This window comes from Marinomonas sp. FW-1 (genome assembly GCF_005222245.1).
Taxonomy (GTDB): domain Bacteria; phylum Pseudomonadota; class Gammaproteobacteria; order Pseudomonadales; family Marinomonadaceae; genus Marinomonas; species Marinomonas alcarazii.
In genome coordinates, this window is sequence record NZ_CP025987.1 from 3,241,483 (window position 1) to 3,266,163 (window position 24,681).

The following is a 24,681-nucleotide window of genomic DNA, read 5'->3' on the forward strand; positions in this document are numbered from 1 at the left end:
AATTAATCTACATTGTTAGTTTTGGAAGGTCGAATCAAACGCTCAATATTGGCTTCGCGCATAAGTCGAGTCATGGTTTGTGTGACTGCCTCAGCATGAGATAGTTTCATCACCTCATCAAGCATTGCTTGAGCCTGCCCCATAGAAATATTGCGAATCACCGCTTTCACTTTTGGAAGGCTGGTCGAGCTCATGGACAATACATCGTATCCCATGGCCATTAATAAAATGGCTCCCATAGGATCACCCGCCATTTCACCACACACACTCAGCCCCACGCCCTCGTCTCGCACTTGATCAACAATGCTATATAAAGCACGCAAAACAGACGGGTGAAATGAGTTATATAGATCCGCTACACGAGGATTGTTACGATCTACGGCCAGCAAATACTGGGTTAAATCATTGCTTCCCACTGACAAAAAGTCGACCAGTTCAGCCAATTCATTAACCTGATAAACGGCAGCGGGAATCTCAATCATCACGCCTACCTGAGGCATTTTAACGTCGTAACCTTCTTCTTTTACTTCGGCATAAGCACGGCGAATAAGCGCAAGCGCCTCTTCAACCTCAGCCACATTCGAAATCATTGGCAACATGATCTTCAGGTTATGTAGACCCGCGCTGGCTTTTATCATGGCACGAATTTGCGCCATAAAAATTTCCAAATGATCCAAGGTGACTCGGATGCCACGCCAACCCAAGAAAGGGTTGGCTTCATTAATAGGAAAATAAGGTAACGCTTTATCACCACCAATATCTAAAGTACGAACCGTGACAGGCGCTGGAGCAAAACCTTCTAATTGCTGGCGATAAATAACCACCTGCTCTGCTTCTGTTGGGAAACGATCACGTACCATGAAAGGCACTTCTGTACGATATAGCCCAATGCCTTCCGCGCCACGATCCAAGGAGCGAGCAATATCTGCGGACAAGCCGGTATTTACATACAAAGATAGACGTCGGCCATCTAAGGTTTCACAAGGTAAATCTTTTAACGTTTCATATTCTTCTTCGAGCTGGCGCTCTTCATCAACAATTTGTTGATAGTTTTCAATAAGCGCTTCCGATGGATAGGTGTAAACTTTGCCCAAATACCCATCGACAATCAGATCGACTTTATCTAACTGGGCATAAGGCAAATCTAATGCGCCCATAACCGTTGGAATGCCCATCGCACGAGCTAAAATAGCAACATGCGAGTTACCAGACCCCATCACAGAGACTAACCCTTTGATCTTATCAATGGGGATTTCACCCAACATGGACGCAGTCAGCTCTTCGCCAATAATGATAGAAGGTTCACTAAAGCGCTCTGATAAATTCGGCGCTTTCTCTTGTAGATGCGATAATATGCGACGCCCAAGATCTCGAAGGTCTGATGCTCGCTCGCGTAAATAAGGGTCATCCATGCGGTTAAACTGCTGGATATGCGCCTGAATAACTTGTCTTAACGCACCTTGAGCCCAGTTGCCTTCTTGGATTTTACGAACCACTTCACCGGCAATGGAGTTATCGTCCAGAATCTTCAAATACACATCGAAAAGTGCTTTTTCATCAGCGGAAAGATGCTGACTAATTCGATTACTGGCACGGCGAATATCCTGTCGAACCGCATCAAGCGCTTGATAGAAGTCCTGAATATCCTCTTCAGGATCAGTAGAAATACGATCAGGGATAACGTCTAAATCCGCAGGCGGGAAAACCACCACACCGCGGCCAATAGCCACCCCAGAACTCCCTGGAATGCCTTTATAACGGAAGTCGGAACCACTCGGAATAGCGTTGGGACTAAGATTAGTAATCGCGCCTGTCGCTTCTGCGTGAGCGATAACACCCGCAAGTTGAGCGGACAACGTAATCAGAAAGGCTTCTTCACCTTCGTCAAAACGCCGCTTATCTTCATGCTGTACCACCAGCACGCCTAATACTTGACGGTGATGTATAATAGGAACACCTAGAAAAGAGCGATAACGTTCTTCACCTGTGCCTTTTAAATAATGGAATGAAGGGTGAATATGCGCATCTTCAAGGTTAACAGGCTCTGCTCTTCGACCAACCAAACTGACCAAGCCCTCATCCGCTTTCAAGCTTATATTGCCGGCCATATCGGCATTCAAACCACGCGTTGCCATTAAGACATATTCTTGGGTGTTGGTGTCGACTAAATATATCGAACACACTTCTGCACGCATCGCTCTACGAACACGTCGAACGATAATGTCGAGTGCGGCAGACAAAGACTGTGCAGCAGTCACCTCTTGGGTAATTCGCCTTAATAAACTTAACATAGCTCTCCCATCAATCTATATAATCTCCATCATTAAGACATAGACTTATTTTTTTCTAAGCTGCGAAGCGCACTTGGAATCAGCTCCTTCAGCGCTCGGCGATACACATCTTTTTTGAATGCCACCACCTGACCCAGCGGGTACCAATAGCTTACCCAGCGCCAGCCATCGAATTCTGGTGTTTCTGTTCCATCCACGCACACAGATGCATCGGCGCAACGAATAGAAAGTAAAAACCATTTCTGTTTTTGCCCGATACATAAAGGTTTACTATTGTGTCTTAGCATGCGCTTAGGAAGACGATAACGTAACCATCCTCGAGTCTTGCCTATTATCTCCACCTGATGGGGATCTAGCCCTACTTCTTCTTTAAGCTCTCGAAATAAAGCCTCTTCAGGTGTCTCGTTGGATTTGATACCTCCTTGAGGAAACTGCCAAGCATTTTGCCCAACTCGTCTCGCCCAAAGAAGCTGGCCACGCTCGTTCATCAATATGATGCCCACATTCGGTCTGTATCCGTCTGCATCAATCACGAGCCATCACCTTCTAATATAAGAATAAATTAGATTCATTGTTCCATAATTCCCCCATCTGCACAATTAAGACTACTGTTATTTATTGTCTGCGAGGCTATAATTCAGGCACTTTTGAAGAATTAAGGGCAGCTTGTGACACTCGCAATATTTGACTTAGATGGCACATTATTAAATGGTGACAGTGATTACACTTGGGGACAGTTTCTCGTTGAGAAAGGCTTAGTCGACACACAGGTCTACAAAGAAGCTAACGACAAGTTCTTTATTCAGTATCAATCTGGCACCCTAGACATTCATGAATACCTTGCGTTTAGTTTAGCTCCCCTAACGAAATTTTCTAAAGAAGAGCTAGCTGAACTACACAACACCTTCATGCAAGAAAAAATTCAGCCAATGATGCAGAGAAAAGCCAACGCTTTGCTAAAACATCATAAAGACCAAGGTCATTTCTTATTAATGATCACGGCGACCAACCAGTTCGTTACGGGTCCTATTGGAGATGCTTTGGGAATGGATCACATTATTGCCCCAGTTCCCGAAGTGATTGACGGTCACTACACAGGAAAAGTTGTTGGCGTTCCCAGCTTCCAAGAGGGCAAAGTCACACGTTTAAATGATTGGCTTGCTGAAACGGGACACTCCATGGAAGGCAGTTATTTTTATAGCGATTCCCGTAATGACTTACCGCTATTAGAGCTAGTCTCTCATCCCATTGCCGTTGATGCAGATGAGACACTGACCAAGATTGCCCAGGAGCGCAACTGGCAACACATTTCATTAAGAGACTAAAAGAAGCTTACAGAGCATCAAAAAAAAGCGCTGTCAGATCCAATCTGACAGCGCTTTTTTTGTTAGCAACGCATCACAGTAAAAAGCTTACAAGCCCATATTATTGTGAATGCGGTAAAACATCGCTTTAAGGTATTCCGTCTCTTCAATCGCCGGATGCACAGGATGATCCGGGGCTTGCGTGCCACGATAAATCAATTGCGAGAAACGCTCTAATTGACGACTATTACTGCGGATAATATCGTGTAATCGAGCAGTCTCTAGGTGCATTGAACAAGAACCAGACACCAAGACACCGCCCTTTGCAACCAAACGCATAGCCAGTTGATTGGCGCGATGATAGGCTCCCTCGCCTGCTTTGATGTCTTTACGACGAGCAATAAACGCTGGCGGGTCCATAACCACGACATCGAAACGCTCTTTGTCTTCAATTAACGATTGCATAGCTTCAAAAGCATCGCCATGCATCAAGGTAGAGCCACCTTCATATTGATTCAATTTTAGGTTTTCATCGACATGACTTAATGCACTTTCAGACGCATCAATAAAGGTCACATCTGTTGCACCTGCAGAGGCCGCCTGAACGCCCCAACCACCAATATAAGAAAAAACGTCTAGAACACGTTTGCCATCACAAAATCCCTGCATGGTTTTACGGTTTTCGCGGTGGTCATAGAACCAACCCGTTTTCTGTCCATCCCACACAGGCGCTTGAAACAACACATCATTTTCTTGAAGAAAAACCAATTCTGGCACCGTGCCGAACGCTTCTTCAACATAAGTTTCTAAACCCTCGATTTGACGCATCTTGCCATCGTTTTTCATCAAAATAGCCGATGGCTTTACCACATCTTGTAAAGCTTCGATGATTTCGTTTTTTACTCGCTCCATGCCCGCCGTGGAAATTTGCACCACTAAGATATCAGCAAAACGGTCAACCACTAGACCAGATAAACCATCAGAATCACCGAATACCAGACGATAATACGGCGCTGCATAGGTCATTTCTCGCAAAGATAATGCTATCTTAAGGCGGTGGGATAGTGTCGACTTATTCAGGAAAGTATCCGTACTACGACTGATTAAACGCCCACAAATTAATGTATTTGGATTAATCGTTGCAATACCAAGAGGTTTACCTTGTGCGGTTTCGACAACAACCTGATCACCAGGAGTAAATTGCTTTAATGGCGTCTCTGAAGTGTTTACTTCATTGCTGTAAATCCATTGATGCCCAGCTCGTAAACGGCGATCAGCTTGACCTTTTAGTCGAATAACACTCAAAATTTTCACCCAGTATATTTAAAAAAACGTTATTATAGTTACTCTAGTTTCAATTGCCATGAATTACGTAATTGTCCCCTTATACTTGTTACAAAAAGTGCATAAATTTCATGTCACATACATTAAATGAAAGTCAGCTAAAACGTATATTGCAAGGCATCAGCATACCACCACAGCCACAAATCATGGTGGATTTACATATGGAGCAAGCCATGCCTGACCCAGACATGGCGCGTATATCCGATATTATTTCACAAGATGTCAGCCTTTCAGCAGCGGTATTAAAACTGGTCAACTCTGCCGCATTTAACCTACCCAGAAAAATTGCATCCGTCCAACAAGCAGTGACTCTTCTAGGCACAAGCAGTGTCACCAATATCGTCAACAGCTTGGCGGTAAAAAGCGAACTCTCTGATGACACCATTCAATCTCTACACAGTTTTTGGGATACCGCAACGGACGTTGCTGCAATCAGCTCCAGCCTAGCCAGCCAACTAAACTTCAAGTACCAAGATGAATGTTACGCACTTGGCCTTTTCCATAACGCCGGCATTCCATTAATGCTAAAGCGTTTCAAAGGTTACAAAGAGGTACTAATAAAAGGCTACCAGGATCCTAACTTCCGATTAACGGACTTTGAAAACCTAGCCTTTAAAACCAATCACTCTGTTGTTGGCTATTACCTTGCAAAATCTTGGGGCTTACCGAAAAGCTGCTGCGCTGTTATCGCCAAACATCATCGTATTGATTTTTTATTTACCCATCGCGTGGCTGGAGATTCGATCAACCTAACCTTTGCTTCTATTTTAAAAATGGCCGAACACATTGCCTCTGCTTACAAACACATAGGCAATGTAGACAAGGATTATGAATGGGAGAAAGTGGGTCATTACGTACTCGATCATTTGGATTTGACCGAATACGACTTTGAAGGACTAATGGAAACCTGCCACGAACAAGGGCTGGGATTAAATTAAGGTCTGTTCACCTAGCGCGAAAACATAACAAGATGATCTAGGTGCACACTCAAGCCTATTTCCTGGCCAACTGAGTGATTGTGATGAGAAGAAGCGAAGCAATACACAACCTTACCGGAAGATAATTTCACTCGGTATAAAAAATGCGAGCCACGAAACCACTTACTCACAATCACACCAACAAATTCACTGTCATCATCGTGCAAAATATCATCGGGACGAACTAATAAATCCACTTGTTCATTATCAGCAAAGCCATGATCCAGCTCACCACGTATATTTCCTAAATCAGAATGAACACAATTTGAGCCACATACGGTCGCCGTCAAAAAGTCACCGTGTCCTATAAAGCTGGCCACAAAGCGAGTTTCAGGACGGTGATATATTTGATACGGTGAACCTGTTTGATGTACTTTCCCTGCGTCCATAACAGACACTTGGTCCGCCATTGCAAAGGCTTCCATCTGATCGTGTGTCACCAATAAAGCACTCATTTTTTCATGCTGGAGAATACGGCGAATATCTGGCACCAACTCTTCCCTCAATTTGGCATCTAGCCCAGAGAAGGGTTCATCCATAAGCAAGAGCTTAGGCTTTGGCGCAATCGCTCGCGCCAAAGCGACACGCTGCTGCTGACCACCAGACAAAGAATGCGGATATCGCGATTGGAAACCAGACAGCCCCACCAAATCCAATAAGTAGGCAACCCGTTCTTCTATTAAGTTTTTCTGCCAAGCAGACAAACCAAAAGCAATATTCTGGGCAATAGTAAGATGGGGAAACAACGCAATATCTTGGAAAACCATACCAATATAACGGTGCTCAGGATTCACACTGTAAGATGAATTTGAAATCACCTCACCATCAATGCGTATTTCCCCAGCCATCAAAGGCTCAAAACCTGCGATCGCTCGTAACAAGGTTGACTTGCCGCAACCACTCGGGCCCAGCAAGCAGCCGATTTGACCTTCCAATAGCTGAAACGATACGTCTTTGACGACCACTTCCTTGTCATATCCGACAGAAACACCACTGAGTGTTAATTCTTTCAACGAGGTATAAAGCGGTGATGAAGTCATATAAAACCTTATTTTTAATGCCCTGAGCGTGACGAAATAGAACGACTAAGTAAAATAACAGGGACTAATCCCACCAACACAATCATCAACGAAGCAGGCGCAGCGTCAACAAGCCGTTCATCAGAAGCCAGCTCAAACGCTCTAACTGCCAACGTATTAAAATTAAATGGTCGAAGCACCAAGGTAGCTGGTAATTCCTTTAACACATCCACAAAAACAATGAGCATGGCTGTCAGCACAGAACCTTTTAATAAAGGCACATGAACCCGCACTAGCACTTTAAAGGGAGACATCCCCAAGGAGCGTCCAGCCATGTCCATACTGGGCTTAATCTTACCAAGGCCATTCTGCACAGCCCCCAAAGAAACCGCCATAAAGCGAACAGAGTAAGCAAACAATAACGCCACCAAGGTGCCAGAAAAAAGCAGACCGACGCTTTCCCCACTGTAATGCTTTACTAGGTCAATAATTCGATGATCCAGCCATGCTAAAGGCACAATAGTACCAATCGCGATAATCGTTCCGGGTAGCGCATAACCCATGCCAGCAACGCCCACCGACGCCTTAACCGCTTTACCGTTATTAAGACGAATCGCATAACTCAAGACTAAGGCCAAACTCACAACAATAAGAGAAGCCATGGCAGCCAAGTAAAAGGAGTTCCATGCCAGCTGAATGAAATTTGTGCCCGGCATTTCGGCTTTAAACATAGCCCAATATGCCAACACCAAGACAGGGATTAAAAAGCCAACCAGAATAGGCAATGAACAAAAAAGAGTCGCAAATAAGCCTCGACTGCCCTTTAACACCATCCGACGATTACTGGCCTTTTTTAAACCCGAAGCATGGTAACGTATACGGCGTCGCGAATGTCGCTCAAGCAAGATCAACATAGCAACGAACAGCAATAATACTCCAGCTAGCTGAGAAGCGGCCGCAATATCTCCAAAACCATAAAAAGTCCGTAAAATCCCCGTTGTAAAGGTATTCACACTGAAATATTGTACTGTGCCGTAATCCGCCAAGGTTTCCATTAACGCAAGGGTCAGACCCGTCACAATTGCTGGGCGAGCTAGAGGGAGAGCCAGTTTAAAGAATACAGCGCGACCGGAATAACCAAGCGTTCGACTGACCTCTAGGGTGTTCTCAGACTGTTCTAAAAAAGCCGCTCGGCTCATTAAATAAACATAGGGATATAGAACCAAGGTCAACATCACCATGGCGCCACCTAAAGAGCGTATTTCAAAGAACCAATATTCACCGTAGCGCCAGCCCGTAAGCTCACGAATAAAGGTTTGCACAGGTCCTGCAAAGTCCAACACGCCAGTATAGGTGTAGGCGATAATATAAGCAGGCATTGCCATGGGCAACAGCAATGCCCAAGAGAAAAAATTGCGACCAGGGAAATGACACATGCTTGTTAGCCAAGCACAGGGCACACCGATCAACAGCACGCCTACTCCAACCCCCAGCATTAACAATAATGAATTTGAAATGTATTCAGCTAATACTGTCTGATAAAGGTGCAGCCAAACTTCGCCATCACCGATTACGACATTCACTAAAACAACTAAAATGGGCAAAGCCAAAATAGCGGCAATCATCATTGCCGCTATTTTCAACCAATTCCACTTGGATTTACTTACTACACTCAGGGGAGCTAAATCAGCCATTAAATGTCAAAAAACCTTAATAAGACGCTCTTTACTTAGAGCCTACGCCAGAAAAATCACTTCCAACCAGCTGTATCCATAACTTCAACAGCTTCACGGTTATTCTCACCTAATTGGCTTAACGAAATCGTGTCTGCACGGAAGGTGCCAAACGGTGCCAACATTTCAGGGGCACCAACGCCTTTTACTACGGGGTATTCATTGTTTACATGAGCATACCATTCTTGCGAAGCACGATTTGTTAGGAACTCCAGCAACAGTATTGCATTCTCAATATTGGTTGCCGCTGCCGTGATGCCTGCGCCACTAACGTTTACATGAGCACCACGCTCACCTTCCGCTTGATTCGGCCAAAATAATTTAACACTGTCATAAACTCGTCTATCCTCAGGGCGATCACTCTGACCAAGACGACCATAATAGTAAGTATTTGCTAACGTTAGATCACATACACCCGCAGAAACGGCTTTTAATAAATCGACATCGCCACCAAAAGGAGGGCGAGCCAAATTAGCGATCAACCCCTTAATCCAAGCTTGTGTCTTCTCGTGACCTTCAGCTTCAAGCATCGACGCCACCAAAGATTGGTTATAAATATTGGCCGACGAACGCACGCAAATACGCCCTTTCCACTTAGAGTTTGCAAGGTCTTCGTAAGTAGACAATTCGCTTGGGGCAACGGTTTTAGGATTATAAAAAATAACACGTGCACGCTGTGATAAACCAAACCAATAGCCATCACTATCTCGTAAGTGGCTTGGTATATTGGTACTTAATACGTCGTTTTGAATAGGCTGCAACACTCCAGCAGCTTTCGCTCTGTGTAGACGCCCAGCATCAACAGTAATAAACATGTCCGCAGGACTGGCATCGCCTTCTGCTTTTAAACGACTTAACAAGGCATCCGCAGAACCCGTTATAAGATTCACAACAACATCGTTTTCTTCCGAAAAAGTATCTAATACTGGCTTGATGAGCGATTCTTTTCGAGCAGAATAAATATTAATCTCACCCTTTGCTTGGGCCACAAGAGGGAGAAAAAGTGACGTAACTAATGTGACAAAGCCAACAGAACTTAATATAGATTTTCGGCCTTTTTTATCAAGCACGTTAGATAACCTCATACGACCACTCTCCTTCTAATTATTCTCAGCCACTTACCGGATAGGAAAGCAAAAAATTTCAAAATCCCGTAAAGGCATCACATAAAATGTGACAAGAAATTAGCATAACAGAACGCTAAACACTAGCGATTATCATTTGCCTGATCGCTTTAAACAAACGCAAGCATCAATAGAATAAATAGGTGATAAAAGGAATATTAAATAAGTTGATTTAACCCATCGCCAATCATCAAGGCATCTTCTAATTCATACACGATACCTTCCGTTAAACCTGCCGCTTTCGCTACTGCCATAGGAAAGCCTTCACGCACCAAATCGTAATCTCGCTCAGTGCGGATACAAGCGTTCAAATAACAAGCTAGATTTAACACACATGCCAAAGGATTAGGGTCTTCATTTGCAAACGGGCGTTTGTGCAACTGCACAGCCAGACCTAAGCTCGGAGGAAACTTCCATAAGTCCATTAACGCTTTTCCAGCGTCCTGAGACGTAAAACCCAGTAAGTCTTGCTCAGCTTTTACTCGGCCCGCTTTTCGGTTAGCCACTAATATTTGAATTTCTTGAGCGATAGCCGGTTCTGTAAGGTGTAATAATAAACGACCTATATTGTGAACAATACCAACAGTAAAGGCCTCATCGGCTTGAACAAGCGGCGTACGTTTTGCCAACCATTGCGCCAACTCAGCGACTCGAAAAGAGTCCGCCCAAAACTCTGGAAGTTTTAGACCTTCTACTTTCGCAACAGAGCCTGCAAAACCAGAAGCGATCACTAAGGTTTTCAATTTTTCGGTCCCCAGCAAGACCGTCGCTTCATCGATTGACGAGATTTTTCTCGATAATCCAAAATAAGCCGAGTTAACCAGACGCAGCACTTTCAATGAAATAGTCTGATCATGGGAGACTTTTTCTGTTAATTCAGAATAATTCACATCTGGATCATTCAGTAACAAAATGAGCTCCCGAACGACATCAGGAACATTGGGAAGTTTATCGGTTTGCCTTAGAAGATCTTTTACCTGCATACCATTTCACCTTACAAGGGTTGGTTATCTATCTGTTTAAGCAGAATAAAACAGCGGCGACTTTTTGCAACCAGAGATAAGTAGCGTTTTGCAAGTAAGCCAAAAACCTTCGCCATAGGAAACAAACATTGGCAAATTCCTTAGTAGAACTAAGACAATCCTGCGGCCTTAGCAACCAACTTCATTTTCAATGACGCATTCTGGTTAAAGCGCTTCATGCCTATATTTCTTAGCTGAACGATGAATGGCTGCTGGGTAGAAAACAACCGTTTAAACGACTCCATACCTGCCGCCATTGCAATGTTATCCAACATCCGAGCGCGCTGATAACGACGCAACACTTTACTCGCACCAAGGTGCTCGCCACGTCGATGGGCTTTTTCTAACACTTCCACCAGCGCCTTTACATCACCAAAGCCCAAGTTCGCACCTTGTCCAGCTAAAGGATGAATTGTATGTGCTGCATCGCCAATTAAGGCTAAGCCTGCTTTCACGTACTGTTTAGCATGGCGCTGCCGTAATGGAATAGACTGGCGAGTTTGTGTAATACCTAAGACATCAAAACGCTTGTTCATTGCGTAATGCAAACGACGACAAAAAGTCTCTTCATCAAGCGTCATAAGAGATTCTGCTTCTTGTGGCGGCACAGACCAAACGATAGAAACAAAATGTTTTTGTTCGACAGACGGAAGCGGAAGAAAGGCCAAAATGCCTTCTTCGCCGAAGCTCTGCCATGCGGTATTTTCATGGGGCTGAGCAATCTCAATAGTGGTCACAATGGCATGGTGTCCATAATCCCACTCAATTGTGTCAAAGGCGTTTTCCATACGCAGCTTAGATAGTGCGCCATCCGCGGCAATGATCACCTGAGCATCAAGCGCATGACCAGAAGCTAACTCCACTCTCACACCAGACTCGCTTAACTCATGAGAATCTAGCGTATCACCCAAATACAAATCGATATTCTTTGCGTGTCGGGCTTGCTCCATTAACTGCTGGTTCAACACCGCATTTTCAACGAGATGCCCAAGCTCAGGCATCACCGCTTCTCCGGCATTGAAATCTACATGCCCCTCACCAAGACCATCCCACACCACCATATTGTCATAAGAGGCGATACGATCTCGGGCAATGCCCTGCCAGACGTTTGCCGCCTCGAGTAAAGCCTTAGACTGACTGGAAATAGCACTCACTCGAGCATCGTAGGCTGGCGGAGTCGACAGACGATATTCGCCGTTATGTTTATCAACAAGCGCAATTCGTAAAGAGGATTTGGCTAATAATATCGCAGACAAAGTACCTACCATGCCGGCACCCACTATTATCAAATCATACGATTTAGCCATCTTTATTACTCCGTCTGGTCATTATACTGATTATCGACTTTCAGCCATGAAAGCTTCAATGTCAGCGATTTCTTTGGGTAAGCCATGAGTTAAAACATAAGGGCCATCGGCACGAATAAGCACATCGTCTTCAATACGAATACCTATGCCTCGCCATTTTGCATCTACGGATTCATTATCGGCTGAAACATAAAGGCCAGGCTCAATAGTGAGCACCATGCCTTCTTCCAATAAGCGAGATTCACCGGCGATTTTGTAAGCACCACAGTCATGCACATCCAGACCTAGCCAATGCCCAGTATTGTGCATATAAAAGTCTCTGTATGCTTTGCTCTCGATCAGGAAATCCACATCGCCCGTTAACAAACCATGAGCCACTAAACCTTGAGTGAGTGTCCGCACCGCTGCATTATGGCAAGCTTCATAAGGCGTCCCCACATTAAGCTCTTTCATACCTGCATGGTAAGCGTCTAATACAACTTGGTATAAAGCGGCTTGTGGCTCACTAAATTTACCTGTTGCAGGAAAAGTACGAGTAATGTCCGCCGCATAACAACCCAATTCGGCCCCCGCATCAATTAAAATCAGGTCGCCCGCTTGAATCTCTTCATCATTTTTAATGTAGTGCAAAACACAAGCATTGCTGCCTGACGCCACAATGTTGTTATACGCAGGCTGGCGTGCACCGGATTTCATAAACACATAATTCAATTCGGCTTCTAACTGGTATTCATTCATCCCAGGACGAACAGCACGCATAGCCTGCTTATGAGCTTCGACGCTAATTTGTGCGGCGGCTTCCATGATGGCAATCTCTTCTGCGTCCTTACGTAAACGCATTTCAGCAACTTGGGGCGCGAGATCGATAAAACTGGTTGGAGCCATCGCACCTATCCTAACTCGTGCAGCAATCGCATCACGCCAACCCGCAATTTTCTCGCGCAAAACATCATCATTAAACAGATACACAACATGCTCGGCGCCGTCCAGAGCAGAAAAAGCAACAGCGTCTAATTCCTCTAATGGGGCGGCTTCATTCGCACCAAAGTTCGCTATTGCGCCTTCACTGCCAAAGCGAAAGCCATCCCATTGCTCGCGCTCAGGGTCTTTTGGCAAAGTGACTAACGTCATCTCACCATCACCATGAATAATAGCGTAGGCACTTGGCTCAGGAAATCCTGTTAAGTAGAAAAAACTACTATGAGGGCGAAACTCATACTCACAATCATTATTACGTGTCGCCTGTTCACCCGTTCGAACAACCACCACACTGTTTTCAGGTAAAGATTGCATCAAGCGTTCGCGGCGTGCTTGATAAGTTTGAGTATCAATTTTCATAGAAGGTCTCACTTAATAATTGGCATTCCATTAAATACTGTCGATAACATAGGGCGTAGACGCATTGTAGCGCGACACCCTTAATGCAAAGAACTCTGTTTAGTATGATCAACATCTGGGTTGATATCATGATGCTCTGTGTACATCATCATCGCTGATAATCTGACATATTCCACTAATTCTGTTAAATCCGCTTCATTGTCATTGTTGTCTTCTAATGCACGCATTTCCGCTTGCATACCAGAGATATTGGCAAAGTCACGTAGGATTTGTTTGGTTTCATCAGACAGTTCATTTTTTTGACCAGATAATCCGTAACCCGCTAAAAATCCGTGCGCCCATTGAGATAAGGTAACGCCTCGTTCACATAATTCCGCATCTTCATCTGAAATGCTTGGCACAAGTGCAAACTCGCCGTTTTGGAACAAAGTCAGCGTAGCCGTATAAAGTTCAACAATAACAGCTCGACTTGCCTCTTCTTTCCAGCCTTCAATGTCACAAAACTCTACCACCATCTTAAGCCAATCTTCCAATGGCAACGTCACGCCAGAAGCCAAATAACCGCAAAGCTGACCATGCAACTCGGAGGGTGACGCAGTAATAGATTCAGTAACAAAAACATCGGCGATCAAATCGAAGTCCAATGCGTCTTTTAACATTTCTGTGGACATATCATGCCAACCTTTTACTGTTCAGTTTATAAAAAAGAAGCCGCACCTAATGGCGCGGCTTTCTGTCCCATGTTGTGATCTTATCTCAACAATATGGGGCTATTATTCAGACCTTTCAAGCCTGCTTAGCCTAGTTGTTTCAGGCCAGATTCTAGTGTTTGCAGAATCAAAGTATTGATGGTCATTGGACCAACACCACCCGGAACTGGCGTATAGGCCGCAACGCGATCTTTCAATGGACCCAGTTCGATATCACCAATACCACCTGGGTGATAACCAGCATCAACCACGACAGCACCGTCTTTAATCCACTCGGCTTTAATCAACTCTGGTTTACCCACAGCACCAACAACCACATCGGCCTGCTTCACAAATTCAGATAAATTCTGAGTGCGAGAGTGACACATTGTTACCGTAGCATTGGCGTTCAACATCATCATCGCCATTGGTTTTCCAAGAATTGGACTACGACCTACCACAACAACGTGCTTACCTTCCAAATTAATATCGTATTCTGCAAGTAAGCGCATAATTCCCGCTGGGGTCGCAGCGCCGTAAGCGGGCTCTTTCATGGCCATACGACCAAAACCAAGGCAAGTCACGCCATCCACATCTTTATGGGCAGCAATCGCGTCGAAACACAGACGCTCATCAATTTGTGCAGGAACTGGATGTTGTAGCAATATACCATGCACATCTGGGTTGCTATTTAGCTCATTAATTTTTTCTAAAAGCTGCTCTGTTGTAGTCGTTTCAGGCAGTTCAATTGCCATAGAATCCATGCCGACGCGACGACAAGCATTGCCTTTCATTTTTACATAAGTGGCTGATGCTGGGTCAGCACCCACTAAGATTGTTGCTAAAATTGGGGTGCAGCCGGTACGCTCTTTAAGCTCAGAAACTTGAGCTTGTAGGCGATTTTCAGTTTCTTTGGCGCAAAGTTTGCCGTCAAGAACCAGTGCAGTCATGAATGAGCTCCAGTAAAATTAGAGTGATGTATGAGGGAGCGGCATTATACCTCAACTTTTGCCTTGATACGCAGTGCCAAAACCAATTTGTTCGGCAAAAAAGCGAATCTTCTATTTTTTACTATTTGTTTGCCACTATGCTGGCTCTAAATAATCCACCAGCAGCTGCAGGTTACGCTGACCACGAAATTCATTAACATCCAATTTATAAACTAATCGGGCTTGTGTGGCTTGTTCATTCGGCCATTGACTTAAATCGACAAAGAAACTAATCGCATCCAACAATAGTCCACTGCTCGGTTCTCGCACCATTAATTTCAAGTGTTTTTCCCCCACAATACGCTGCTGCAAAATATCGAAAACACCATCAAAACAAGGCTCCGGAAACATCTGCCCCCATGGACCAGATAAACGAACCAGCTCTGCGAAACTCAAACTAAAATCTTCTGCAGATAAGGCACCATCAGTCAACAAGGTTGCCTCCAATTGCTCTGGCGTTACCCATTCCGTAATAATCGTATCGAATGCCAGCTGAAAAGCCTCATAATGAGACTCTTTAATCGACATGCCAGCGGCCATAGCATGACCACCAAACTTACTAAGTAACTGCGGATAGCGTTTGGCCAACAAATCCAGAGCATCACGAATGTGTACACCGGGAATAGAACGAGCAGAGCCTTTTAACTCATCTTCGCCTACTCGGGCAAAAGCAATAACCGGACGATGACACTTGTCTTTCATACGCGAAGCCAAGATACCAATCACACCTTGGTGCCAATCCGCATCATAAAAACACATACCATTGGGCATCTCTTGCTCTTCGTCCAACAAAGATTCAAGCACCAATTCTGCCTGCTCTTTCATATCAGACTCGATGGCTTTGCGCTCGCGATTAAACTGGTCTAATTGCTGGGCATACTGACGTGCTTGATGCGAATGAGTCGCCAGCAAACATTCAATACCAACCGACATGTCATCAAGCCGTCCAGCAGCATTCAACCTTGGCCCAACGACAAACCCCAAGTCAGAAGCCTTTAACTGAGTATAATCCCTGCGCCCTACTTCTAATAAAACAAGGATCCCAGGGCGCGCCAAACCAGCTTGAATACGCTTAATACCTTGCTGAACAAGAATGCGATTGTTCGCATCCAAAGGCACCACATCGGCTACCGTACCAAGCGCAACCAAATCTAAATAGTCTGCCATTTTCGGCTCTGGAATATGCTGATCAGCAAACCAGTTACGACGATTCAACTCCGCTCTTAATGCCGACATCACGTAGAAAATCACCCCAACGCCAGCTAAGTTTTTGCTTGGAAAACCACAGTTTGGATGGTTTGGGTTCACAATAGCATCGGCATTAGGAAGTGTATCGCCGGGCAAATGGTGGTCTGTCACCACGACTTTCATACCATACGCTTTGGCTGCTTGAACACCATCAATACTGGCAATACCGTTATCGACCGTCACCAAAACATTGGGGGAACTTTGCTTTGCCACCTCAACAATTTCAGGCGTCAGGCCATAACCAAACTCAAAGCGATTTGGCACCAAATACTCAGGCGCAATCGCACCCATCGCTTCTAATGCCAAGATACCAAGACTCGTACTGGTCGCACCATCGGCATCAAAATCCCCAACGATTAGAATCTTTTGCCCAGCCACAATGGCATCCGCCAAAATCTTAGCCGCCGTCGTTAGATCAAATAAAGAATCAGGTCTTAATAAATTGGGTAGGCGGTAATCAAGCTCTAGACCAGAACTCACCCCTCGCGCCATAAAAATACGACGCAAACTCGAAGGCATTTCTGCTGGTAAGTCTTCGGTAATAGCTGGAATGGATCGACGCTCTATTCGCATATCTATGAATACTCAATAACTAAACTGGTTACAAAAAAATAAAGAAGAGTAACACAAACAAGCTATTCAATTTTACAGAACAATAATTTAATGCACATAGACGCCTAAATCCGTTTGCTTAACCATAAATGTCAGCCTATAAATAATTATAGACTTTGTATCAACTAACAACTTTTAGGATGAAAGATGGCTTTATCAATAAAAACCCGCTTAATTATGATGGGAACCTTACTTGCTGTAGTACCAACAGTGATAGTTGGATTAATTGTAAGCCAAAGCGCCCTAAATGAGGGAACAAAAGCCCTTCAAGAAAGTACTCAAAAACAGCTAATTACCTCTCGAGATTTAACTGCACAATCGATAGAAACCTATTTTTCGTTTATAAATAAACAAATAATCAGTCTCTCCCAAAATAACAGTATCGTTGCTGCTGCCAAGTCTTTTTCTAATGCCTTTAATGACTACCCAACCGATACAGCCCCTGAAACCAATAAAAAATTAGCAGACTATTACCAAAATGAGTTCGATAAAAACTATCAAAACTTAAACTTAGGGAAATCCAGTAATCCTTCTTCAATATTGGCAGCATTAAGCCCAACAGCAAAAGCCATTCAATCCACCTACATTGCAAAGAACCCTGCGCCTCTGGGTAAAAAAGATAGCTTGGATGCTGCAGGTGATGGCACCACATATGATCAAATACACCAAGAATTTCACCCAATGCTTCACCAATTTCAACAACAGTTTGGGTTTTATGACATTTTCATCGCTGACGCCAAGACAGCTCATGTTATCTACAGCGTCTTTAAAGAATTGGACTTTGGCACTTCTTTAACCACTGGCCCTTACAAAAACTCAGGTTTAGCTGAGGCTTTCAACAAAGCCGTAGATGGCAATAAGAAAGCAACGTATTTGACAGATTTTGCACCTTACGCCCCTTCCTATAATGCACAAGCCTCTTTTATATCGTCACCTATATTTAGTGATGGAAAAATCATTGCCGTATTAATTTTCCAAATGCCGATTGATCGTATTGATGCTGTGATGACATACAGTCAAAAATGGCAACAAAATGGACTCGGAAGTACAGGACAGACCTATTTGGTTGGCTCCAATAAGCTAATGCGCAGCAACGACCGCTTACTGTTAGAGAACAAAGCAGGATTTATAGAAAAGGCAAAAGCAATAAACCTATCCAATGACACAATCAATAAGATCACGAGCCGCGATACAACCATTGGACTGTTAGAAATAAATGACACTGCCGTTAATGAAGCAATCTCAGGAAAAGAAGGCTTAATTATTGACACGAACTACTTTAATGAACCCTCTTTAAGCGCCTTTAAACCACTAAAAATCCAAGGCATGAACTGGGCAATTGTAAGTGAACAGAGTCAATCCGAAGCCTTCAGCCCCATAGAAGACCTTAAAAAAACAGTTTATACAACGCTTACAATTGTCTCTGTTATTGCGTTAATTGTGGGTGGCATTCTAGGTCTACTACTTTCTAAAGTGATTGTTCGCCCTATCAACAACATGGTCAAATTGATGCATGACATTGCTGAAGGCGAAGGCGACTTAACACAAAGATTACCAGCCAAAAGCAATGATGAACTGGCAGAACTGGCTAAAGGCATTAACTTATTTATCAGCCATATAGATAAAACATTTTCAGCCGTTTTATCTTCTGTCACACGCCTAAAACCTATTTCGGAAGACATGGCTGAAGTGAACGGCCGACTTTCATCAGCAGCCACCCAGCAGAGACATCAGGCCGAGAAAGTAAACGATTGCCTACAGGAAACCAATGAGTCCACACAAAAGGTAGAGCTAGAGCTTGAAGCGATCAATCAGGCGTCTTTACAAGGCAACACGACCGTTCTTTCGAGCACCAAAGTTGTTAATAAAGTCGCTGGCAGCATGACAGAGCTTTCAGGTGATATAACACAAGCCGTTGATGCACTTTCTAAACTAAAAGGCGATACAGACCGGATAGCAGGTATCATTGATGTTATTAACAGCATTGCTGAGCAAACTAACTTATTAGCGCTAAATGCAGCAATAGAAGCTGCACGCGCTGGTGAAGCAGGTCGAGGATTTGCTGTTGTCGCTGACGAAGTTCGCTCCTTAGCCTCTAAAACTCGCCAATCTACCGATGAAGTCGCAAGCATGGTGGGAGCGATTCAAACAGGCACACAAGAAGTTGTGAAACGCATGGAGAACAGCAAATCCAACGCAGATCACTCGCTGGAAAGCGTGCAGGATGCGACACAATCCTTGTCTCAAGTTAAAATGGCTATGGAAACTATTTCAGACAAAGTCGAACAAATTGCGACAGCCATCACCAGTCAACAAAACAACTTTTTGGAGGTCAACTCTCATTATGATGAAATGAAAGCCAGTTTTGTTGAAATTAATAAGCAGACAGAATACTCAACGCTCGTTGGGAAAAATGTCATTCAATTATCCGAAGGTATTATGGTACAGATCAACCGCTTTAAAGTGACTGACAACAGCTGGTCAACTGAAAGAAGGAGTCTTGTCCGTCCCACGATAGATAATATGAACGACCAATAACTTCAGTGTCGCTCCCCAGTATTGATAACCCAAAGACTGGGGAGCGCATTATGTCGGTCAACCAACAATAGCAACACGATAAAGAACAGCGCATACCACTAACTTATAGCCCCCTCTTATCACCACCCACGAATAGGCTATTGCATCACCTAGCTAAAAGCTGTCTAAAAGTGTATAGAAATCAAACACATCATAGCGTTATACTTTGTTACATTTGCAGTAAATAGGCGAGACTTTCTTACAATAGAAGGCCAATAAAGGAACTTTATAGAACAATTATTCACTTAGCCTCACTTCATCCCCACAAAAAAATTTTCGATGGTATGATGCCGCACTTTTTTGATTTGGATAGATATCCTAAAGATAAAAACTGAGCAACTCTCGTTTTAACTCATCGGAAAAAATATGAATAATCGAACCTCTGTGGCAAACAAGCCACAATCAAATCAGCGTTTTGCCTTGATAGCTCTTACTTCATTGTTCTTCATGTGGGGTTTTATCACCTCCCTAAATGACATTTTAATCCCGCATTTAAAAGGTGTGTTCGACCTTAATTACACACAAGCAATGATGATTCAGATGTGTTTCTTTGGCGCTTATTTTATTGTCTCTGTTCCTGCGGGTAACTTGGTAAAAAAGGTAGGGTTTCAACGCGGCATTGGTATTGGCCTCATGATTGCTGCAGCAGGTTGCCTGCTATTTGTTGCCGCAGCTAAAGCACAGCAGTACAGCGTATTTCTTAGCGCTCTGTTTGTCCTTGCTTCCGGCATCACGATTCTACAGGTTGCAGCAAATCCACTTGTCACCGTTATGGGTCCAACTGAGACAGCATCCAGCCGTTTAACTCTATCTCAAGCATTTAACGCTTTGGGAACAACAGTGGCCCCTCTTGTTGGTGGCGTTCTGTTGTTCACTGTTGCAGGCCAATATGCGACCAAAGCGCAAGAAGCTGAAAGCGTTATTGTTCCTTATATTGGTTTGGCTATATTACTGATTGCTCTAGCCGCTATTTTTACTCGAATTAGCCTTCCAACGCCCTCTAGCATAGAAAGCACAGAGACAGATACGCCAAGCGAAAGCATTCTTAAGCATCGTCATCTTGTGCTAGGTACTGTGGCCATCTTTATGTACGTTGGCGCTGAAGTGGCTATTGGCAGTTTATTAGTTAACTTTTTTGGGCTAGAAAACATTGCCGGCCTTGCTGAAGGAGAAGCCGCTCATTACGTTGCCTATTACTGGGGTGGTGCAATGGTAGGACGCTTTATTGGTGCAGCTTTAATGCAGCGCATATCAGCTGGAACGCTATTAACGATCAATGCGCTTGCGGTCATAGCATTAATCACCAGCGCCATTTTAAACGATGGCCATGTGGCTATGTGGTCCATCTTATTAGTTGGCCTATTCAACTCTATTATGTTCCCAACTATTTTCAGCCTTGCACTGAAAGATCTTGGACCGCAGACAAGCCGTGGTTCCGGTTTGTTATGCCTAGCTATTGTAGGTGGCGCAATCCTCCCTATGCTTCAAGGCTTAATAGCTGACTCTATTGGACTGCAGATCTCATTTATCATGCCCATTTTTTGTTACCTATACATCGCTTATTTCGGTGTATTTGGTTCAAAACCAAAACAGCACTAAATCGATAAAGACATACCTGAAATACTAAAAAACCACCCTAGGGTGGTTTTTTAATGTAAGGATAAAGTTAAAACTAGGCTCGACAAGTCTGGTTTCTGCCCAAGCGCTTTGCTTGATACAAGCGATTATCAGCTAACGTTATGGCTTCTCGTAATGAAGTCGTGTTATTCATTACTGCAATCCCAAAGCTTAAAGTCATATGAAAACGCAAATCTAGATGAGAAAATTCATAAGAGGCCACTCGTTGTCGCAGGGTTTCAGCAAATTCAAACACCTCAAATTCAGTCTGTCCACAAACCGCAATCAAAAATTCTTCGCCCCCCCACCTTGCAACCAAATCATCTTCCTTCGGTAGCGACTCTTGAAATATTTTCGCTAATTGAGTTAACGCATAATCACCGACATCATGACCATATTCATCATTAATTCGTTTAAAGAAGTCGACATCTGCTAATAACAAATAAATACTTTTCTCAGTACTTAACTCTAAGCGTTGCAACATCCCTCTTCTGTTAAACAGTCCCGTTAATGGATCGGTATAGGCGTATAACTTCAGCTTTGTCGTCGTCTCTTTCAACTCTTGATTAAAGCGCGACATTGAATATTCATAAATGCCCGATAGAAAAACGACTACGATAAACGAAAAAAGAATTCTCGATTTTAACGTTTCATGATAGCCAAACTCTGAAAATCGGCTATCCATAAAATACATAACAAAAATTAATGCTAGGGTAAAAAAAGCTAACTCAATTAGCCCTCTTTTCATACCATGTAGAAACAATGCAACGGCAGGAACACAATAAACCCAAACATGTCCCGTCCCATTTACACCGCCTGTATAAACAAGGTAGATCATCAAAATATACAAAGGATAAATGACAAAATCCCCTGATAACTTATGATTATGGGTATGCCGTAAATAGATATGGTTTAGTGAATATAAAACAGCGATAGCTAGCAAACTGCTCCCAAGAAGGGTTTTGCCTTGCCATATAGAAACAATTCCTAAAGGGAATGTGAATAGAACGCCAACAGAAGCGAAAAGATTGATAATGAAGACACGTCGAGTATCTTCTGAAAAACCGTTGGCCGTGCTACCAACATATAAAAAAGTGAGCAGGGAGCTTTTTTCTTTGTTATTTATCTTATTATTGGCTTGTTTATTTGAGTCAGTCATTCTTGCCCTCCAACCCTGCGTTTTAAGATAACACACGGCTAATAAGAACAATGCTACACCAAAGAAAGAAACGCCTCCTTAAATAATCTCGCCCAGTTACAAATAACAACATTTAATAATATAAGCCACACCAAAGGTATTAGGCCGGATACAAGCGGGATAATAAAACAGGTACAACGGTCTCAACCTTTAATATACGATCACCTAGATGCACCGATTCCATTCCAGCTTCATGCCACTTACTCACCTCAAATTCGTTCCATCCTCCTTCTGGACCAAGAGCAAGAACGCAAGGCTGCTGAATATTTATTGGACAAGGTTTAGCCAAATAAGGGTGTGCAAGTAGCCCAACTTTATCCTCTAAAATAGCGGGCAATTGATCCTCAACAAAAGGACGAAATCTAGGTATCAAACTCCAATTAGGCATGACTGTGTCTTTAGCTTGCTCTAAGCCTTCTAACAAACACTGCTGAATGGATTCCGTCTGCAACACAGGGCTTTGCCAATAACTTTTTTCCACCTTAGCAGAATGAATAAGATATAAATTTTTTACTCCCATCGCGGTTATATTTTGCAAGGTGCGCTTAAGCATATTCGGCCTTGGCAAAGCCATTACCAACACCATTGGCAAAGGCTTAGGCGGTAATGAAACCAGATTGAGCGAATGAATATAGCCAGCTCTGTCTTCGCTTGGCGGCTCATAAATACCTTCACCAATTTTTCCATTTAACATGCCCACCCGCAGAACATCACCTCGATTAGCCTTAATCACTTTTGAAATATGCTTTTGTTGGCGTTGAGTCAGCCCGTACAGACCGTCAGCAAGCGTGTTATTAGGATCGAGTAAAATAATGTTCATATGAAAGACACAAAAGTATGGAGGAAAAAGAAACGGCCAATCGTTGATTGGCCGTTATTATCAGTCTTATTAAATGGCTTTGAGCTAGATTTTATCTGCTACAAAAGCCTGGACATCGCTCAAGCTGTTGTCCAACACAGTATAAGACTCTTCACGCTCGAAAAGATCTTTCATGTGCTCGGGCAGTACTGGCGTTTCACAACCAGCTTTTTCAACCGCTTCTGGGAATTTCACTGGATGTGCCGTTGCCAAAGTGATCATTGGAACAGATTGATCTTTCCAGCAATGACGAGCCGCTTCAAGTCCAATCGCTGTATGCGGATCAAGAAGGTATTGTGTTTTAGCAAACACATCAGCAATTACTTCGCAGGTTTTCTTGTCATCGACTTTATAGCTATCAAAGTTCTCTTTTACAAAAGACCAAGCTTGATCATTTAACGACACATCGCCCTTGTTAAAACGTGCCATCAAATCATCAATTGCTGCGCCATCACGACCATGAGCATCAAACAACAAACGCTCGAAGTTACTGGAAACCATGATATCCATACTTGGCGACAAGGTGACATTCAAAGATTGACGGCTCATGTCATTCTCTGCGATGACGCGATGCAAAATATCGTTTTGGTTGGTAGCCACTACCAACTGATCGACCGGCAGACCCATTTTCTTCGCTAAGTAACCAGCAAAAATATCGCCAAAGTTGCCCGTTGGTACAGAGAAAGACACCTTACGATGTGGTGCGCCAACAGACAAGGCAGAAGAAAAATAGTAAACGATCTGAGCCATGATACGAGCCCAGTTAATTGAATTCACTGCACCTAACTTAGCGCCCTTCAAGAAAGACTGATCTGCAAAGCTGGATTTCACCATGCCCTGGCAGTCATCGAAATTACCTTTCACAGCAATATTAAATACATTATCGTCAATAACAGTGGTCATTTGACGACGTTGTACTTCAGATACACGCTGATATGGGTGCAAAATAAAGATATTCAGATGTTCAGAATGACGGCAACCTTCAATCGCGGCAGAGCCAGTGTCACCCGATGTCGCACCGAGGATAACCAGCTTTTCTTTGCGCTCTGACAAAACATAGTCCATCAAACGGCCAAGCAACTGCAAGGCAAAATCTTTAAATGCCAAGGTTGGACCACGGAACAACTCAAGAATCCATTCGTTGTTACCGACCTGTACCATAGGCGCAATAGAAGTATGATTGAAGCTGGCATAAGCATCATTAATCATAGTTTTAAATGCGTCAGCTGGAATATCGCCTTCCACAAAAGGCCACATGACTTTAAAAGCCAGCTCTTGATAACTTAAATTCGCCCACGAAGCGATTTCTTCTTTGCTGTAATGAGGCAAGGTTTCTGGTACATACAAACCACCATCATTTGCCAAACCGGCCAATAGCACATCACCAAAAGAAAGCGCTGGCGCTTTACCACGAGTCGAAATGTATTTCATAG

Annotated in this window: 19 protein-coding genes; 4 read left to right on the forward strand and 15 right to left on the reverse strand. The window is 43.6% G+C overall.

Annotation, left to right across the window (positions count from 1 at the left end):
• Positions 1-2 precede the first annotated feature (2 nt).
• Positions 3-2,291, reverse strand: coding sequence for a phosphoenolpyruvate--protein phosphotransferase (gene ptsP / locus C1X04_RS15055; protein ID WP_110576989.1), 2,289 nt, complete (start codon positions 2,289-2,291; stop codon positions 3-5).
• 32 nt (positions 2,292-2,323) lie between these two features.
• Positions 2,324-2,824 carry an RNA pyrophosphohydrolase gene (locus C1X04_RS15060; protein ID WP_110576988.1) on the reverse strand — a complete coding sequence of 167 codons (501 nt, stop codon included), beginning with the start codon at positions 2,822-2,824 and terminating at the stop codon, positions 2,324-2,326.
• Between the two features lie 135 nt (positions 2,825-2,959).
• Here C1X04_RS15060 and C1X04_RS15065 point away from each other — a divergent pair, with 135 nt between their 5' ends.
• Positions 2,960-3,616 carry an HAD family phosphatase gene (locus C1X04_RS15065; protein WP_110576987.1) on the forward strand — a complete coding sequence of 219 codons (657 nt, stop codon included), beginning with the start codon at positions 2,960-2,962 and terminating at the stop codon, positions 3,614-3,616.
• A gap of 87 nt (positions 3,617-3,703) precedes the next feature.
• Here C1X04_RS15065 and C1X04_RS15070 read toward each other — a convergent pair whose 3' ends face one another.
• The gene (locus tag C1X04_RS15070; RefSeq protein WP_110576986.1) at positions 3,704-4,900 is read right to left on the reverse strand and encodes a class I SAM-dependent rRNA methyltransferase; all 1,197 of its coding nucleotides are present in this window, start codon (positions 4,898-4,900) and stop codon (positions 3,704-3,706) included.
• Between the two features lie 110 nt (positions 4,901-5,010).
• Between C1X04_RS15070 and C1X04_RS15075 the strand changes: the two genes are divergently transcribed.
• Positions 5,011-5,877, forward strand: coding sequence for an HDOD domain-containing protein (locus C1X04_RS15075; protein WP_110576985.1), 867 nt, complete (start codon positions 5,011-5,013; stop codon positions 5,875-5,877).
• A gap of 11 nt (positions 5,878-5,888) precedes the next feature.
• On the opposite strand, the gene C1X04_RS15080 is transcribed toward C1X04_RS15075, so the two are convergent.
• The 9 genes from C1X04_RS15080 to recJ form a co-directional block, all read right to left on the reverse strand.
• Positions 5,889-6,956, reverse strand: a complete 1,068-nt coding sequence (locus tag C1X04_RS15080; RefSeq protein WP_110576984.1) for an ABC transporter ATP-binding protein — start codon at positions 6,954-6,956, stop codon at positions 5,889-5,891.
• 14 nt (positions 6,957-6,970) lie between these two features.
• Positions 6,971-8,629 carry an iron ABC transporter permease gene (locus C1X04_RS15085; RefSeq protein ID WP_137170364.1) on the reverse strand — a complete coding sequence of 553 codons (1,659 nt, stop codon included), beginning with the start codon at positions 8,627-8,629 and terminating at the stop codon, positions 6,971-6,973.
• 56 nt (positions 8,630-8,685) lie between these two features.
• Positions 8,686-9,753 (reverse strand): Fe(3+) ABC transporter substrate-binding protein, encoded by a 1,068-nt coding sequence (locus tag C1X04_RS15090; RefSeq protein WP_137170365.1) that lies wholly within the window; start codon positions 9,751-9,753, stop codon positions 8,686-8,688.
• A gap of 197 nt (positions 9,754-9,950) precedes the next feature.
• Positions 9,951-10,775: an HDOD domain-containing protein gene (locus C1X04_RS15095; RefSeq protein ID WP_137170366.1), complete on the reverse strand. Its 825-nt coding sequence runs from the start codon at positions 10,773-10,775 to the stop codon at positions 9,951-9,953.
• A gap of 149 nt (positions 10,776-10,924) precedes the next feature.
• Entirely contained in the window at positions 10,925-12,121 is a 1,197-nt protein-coding gene (locus C1X04_RS15100; RefSeq protein ID WP_137170367.1) for a UbiH/UbiF/VisC/COQ6 family ubiquinone biosynthesis hydroxylase, read from the reverse strand.
• A gap of 30 nt (positions 12,122-12,151) precedes the next feature.
• The gene (locus C1X04_RS15105; protein WP_137170368.1) at positions 12,152-13,459 is read right to left on the reverse strand and encodes an aminopeptidase P N-terminal domain-containing protein; all 1,308 of its coding nucleotides are present in this window, start codon (positions 13,457-13,459) and stop codon (positions 12,152-12,154) included.
• An 80-nt stretch (positions 13,460-13,539) separates the two neighbouring features.
• Positions 13,540-14,130, reverse strand: a complete 591-nt coding sequence (locus C1X04_RS15110) for a UPF0149 family protein (protein WP_110576978.1) — start codon at positions 14,128-14,130, stop codon at positions 13,540-13,542.
• 125 nt (positions 14,131-14,255) lie between these two features.
• Positions 14,256-15,098, reverse strand: a complete 843-nt coding sequence (gene folD, locus C1X04_RS15115; RefSeq protein ID WP_110576977.1) for a bifunctional methylenetetrahydrofolate dehydrogenase/methenyltetrahydrofolate cyclohydrolase FolD — start codon at positions 15,096-15,098, stop codon at positions 14,256-14,258.
• Between the two features lie 135 nt (positions 15,099-15,233).
• Positions 15,234-16,958: a single-stranded-DNA-specific exonuclease RecJ gene (gene recJ, locus C1X04_RS15120; protein WP_137170369.1), complete on the reverse strand. Its 1,725-nt coding sequence runs from the start codon at positions 16,956-16,958 to the stop codon at positions 15,234-15,236.
• A gap of 186 nt (positions 16,959-17,144) precedes the next feature.
• Between recJ and C1X04_RS15125 the strand changes: the two genes are divergently transcribed.
• Both C1X04_RS15125 and C1X04_RS15130 read left to right on the forward strand, forming a co-directional pair.
• Positions 17,145-19,535, forward strand: coding sequence for a methyl-accepting chemotaxis protein (locus C1X04_RS15125; RefSeq protein ID WP_137170370.1), 2,391 nt, complete (start codon positions 17,145-17,147; stop codon positions 19,533-19,535).
• Between the two features lie 405 nt (positions 19,536-19,940).
• Positions 19,941-21,173: a sugar MFS transporter gene (locus C1X04_RS15130; protein WP_137170371.1), complete on the forward strand. Its 1,233-nt coding sequence runs from the start codon at positions 19,941-19,943 to the stop codon at positions 21,171-21,173.
• Positions 21,174-21,246: 73 nt separating this feature from the next.
• Here the strand turns inward: C1X04_RS15130 and C1X04_RS15135 are convergent, their stop codons facing one another.
• The 3 genes from C1X04_RS15135 to thrC form a co-directional block, all read right to left on the reverse strand.
• Positions 21,247-22,350 carry a GGDEF domain-containing protein gene (locus tag C1X04_RS15135; RefSeq protein WP_137170372.1) on the reverse strand — a complete coding sequence of 368 codons (1,104 nt, stop codon included), beginning with the start codon at positions 22,348-22,350 and terminating at the stop codon, positions 21,247-21,249.
• A gap of 139 nt (positions 22,351-22,489) precedes the next feature.
• Positions 22,490-23,209, reverse strand: a complete 720-nt coding sequence (locus C1X04_RS15140) for a 16S rRNA (uracil(1498)-N(3))-methyltransferase (protein ID WP_137170373.1) — start codon at positions 23,207-23,209, stop codon at positions 22,490-22,492.
• Positions 23,210-23,293: 84 nt separating this feature from the next.
• Positions 23,294-24,679, reverse strand: a complete 1,386-nt coding sequence (thrC, locus tag C1X04_RS15145) for a threonine synthase (protein ID WP_137170374.1) — start codon at positions 24,677-24,679, stop codon at positions 23,294-23,296.
• Between the last annotated feature and the right edge of the window lie 2 nt (positions 24,680-24,681).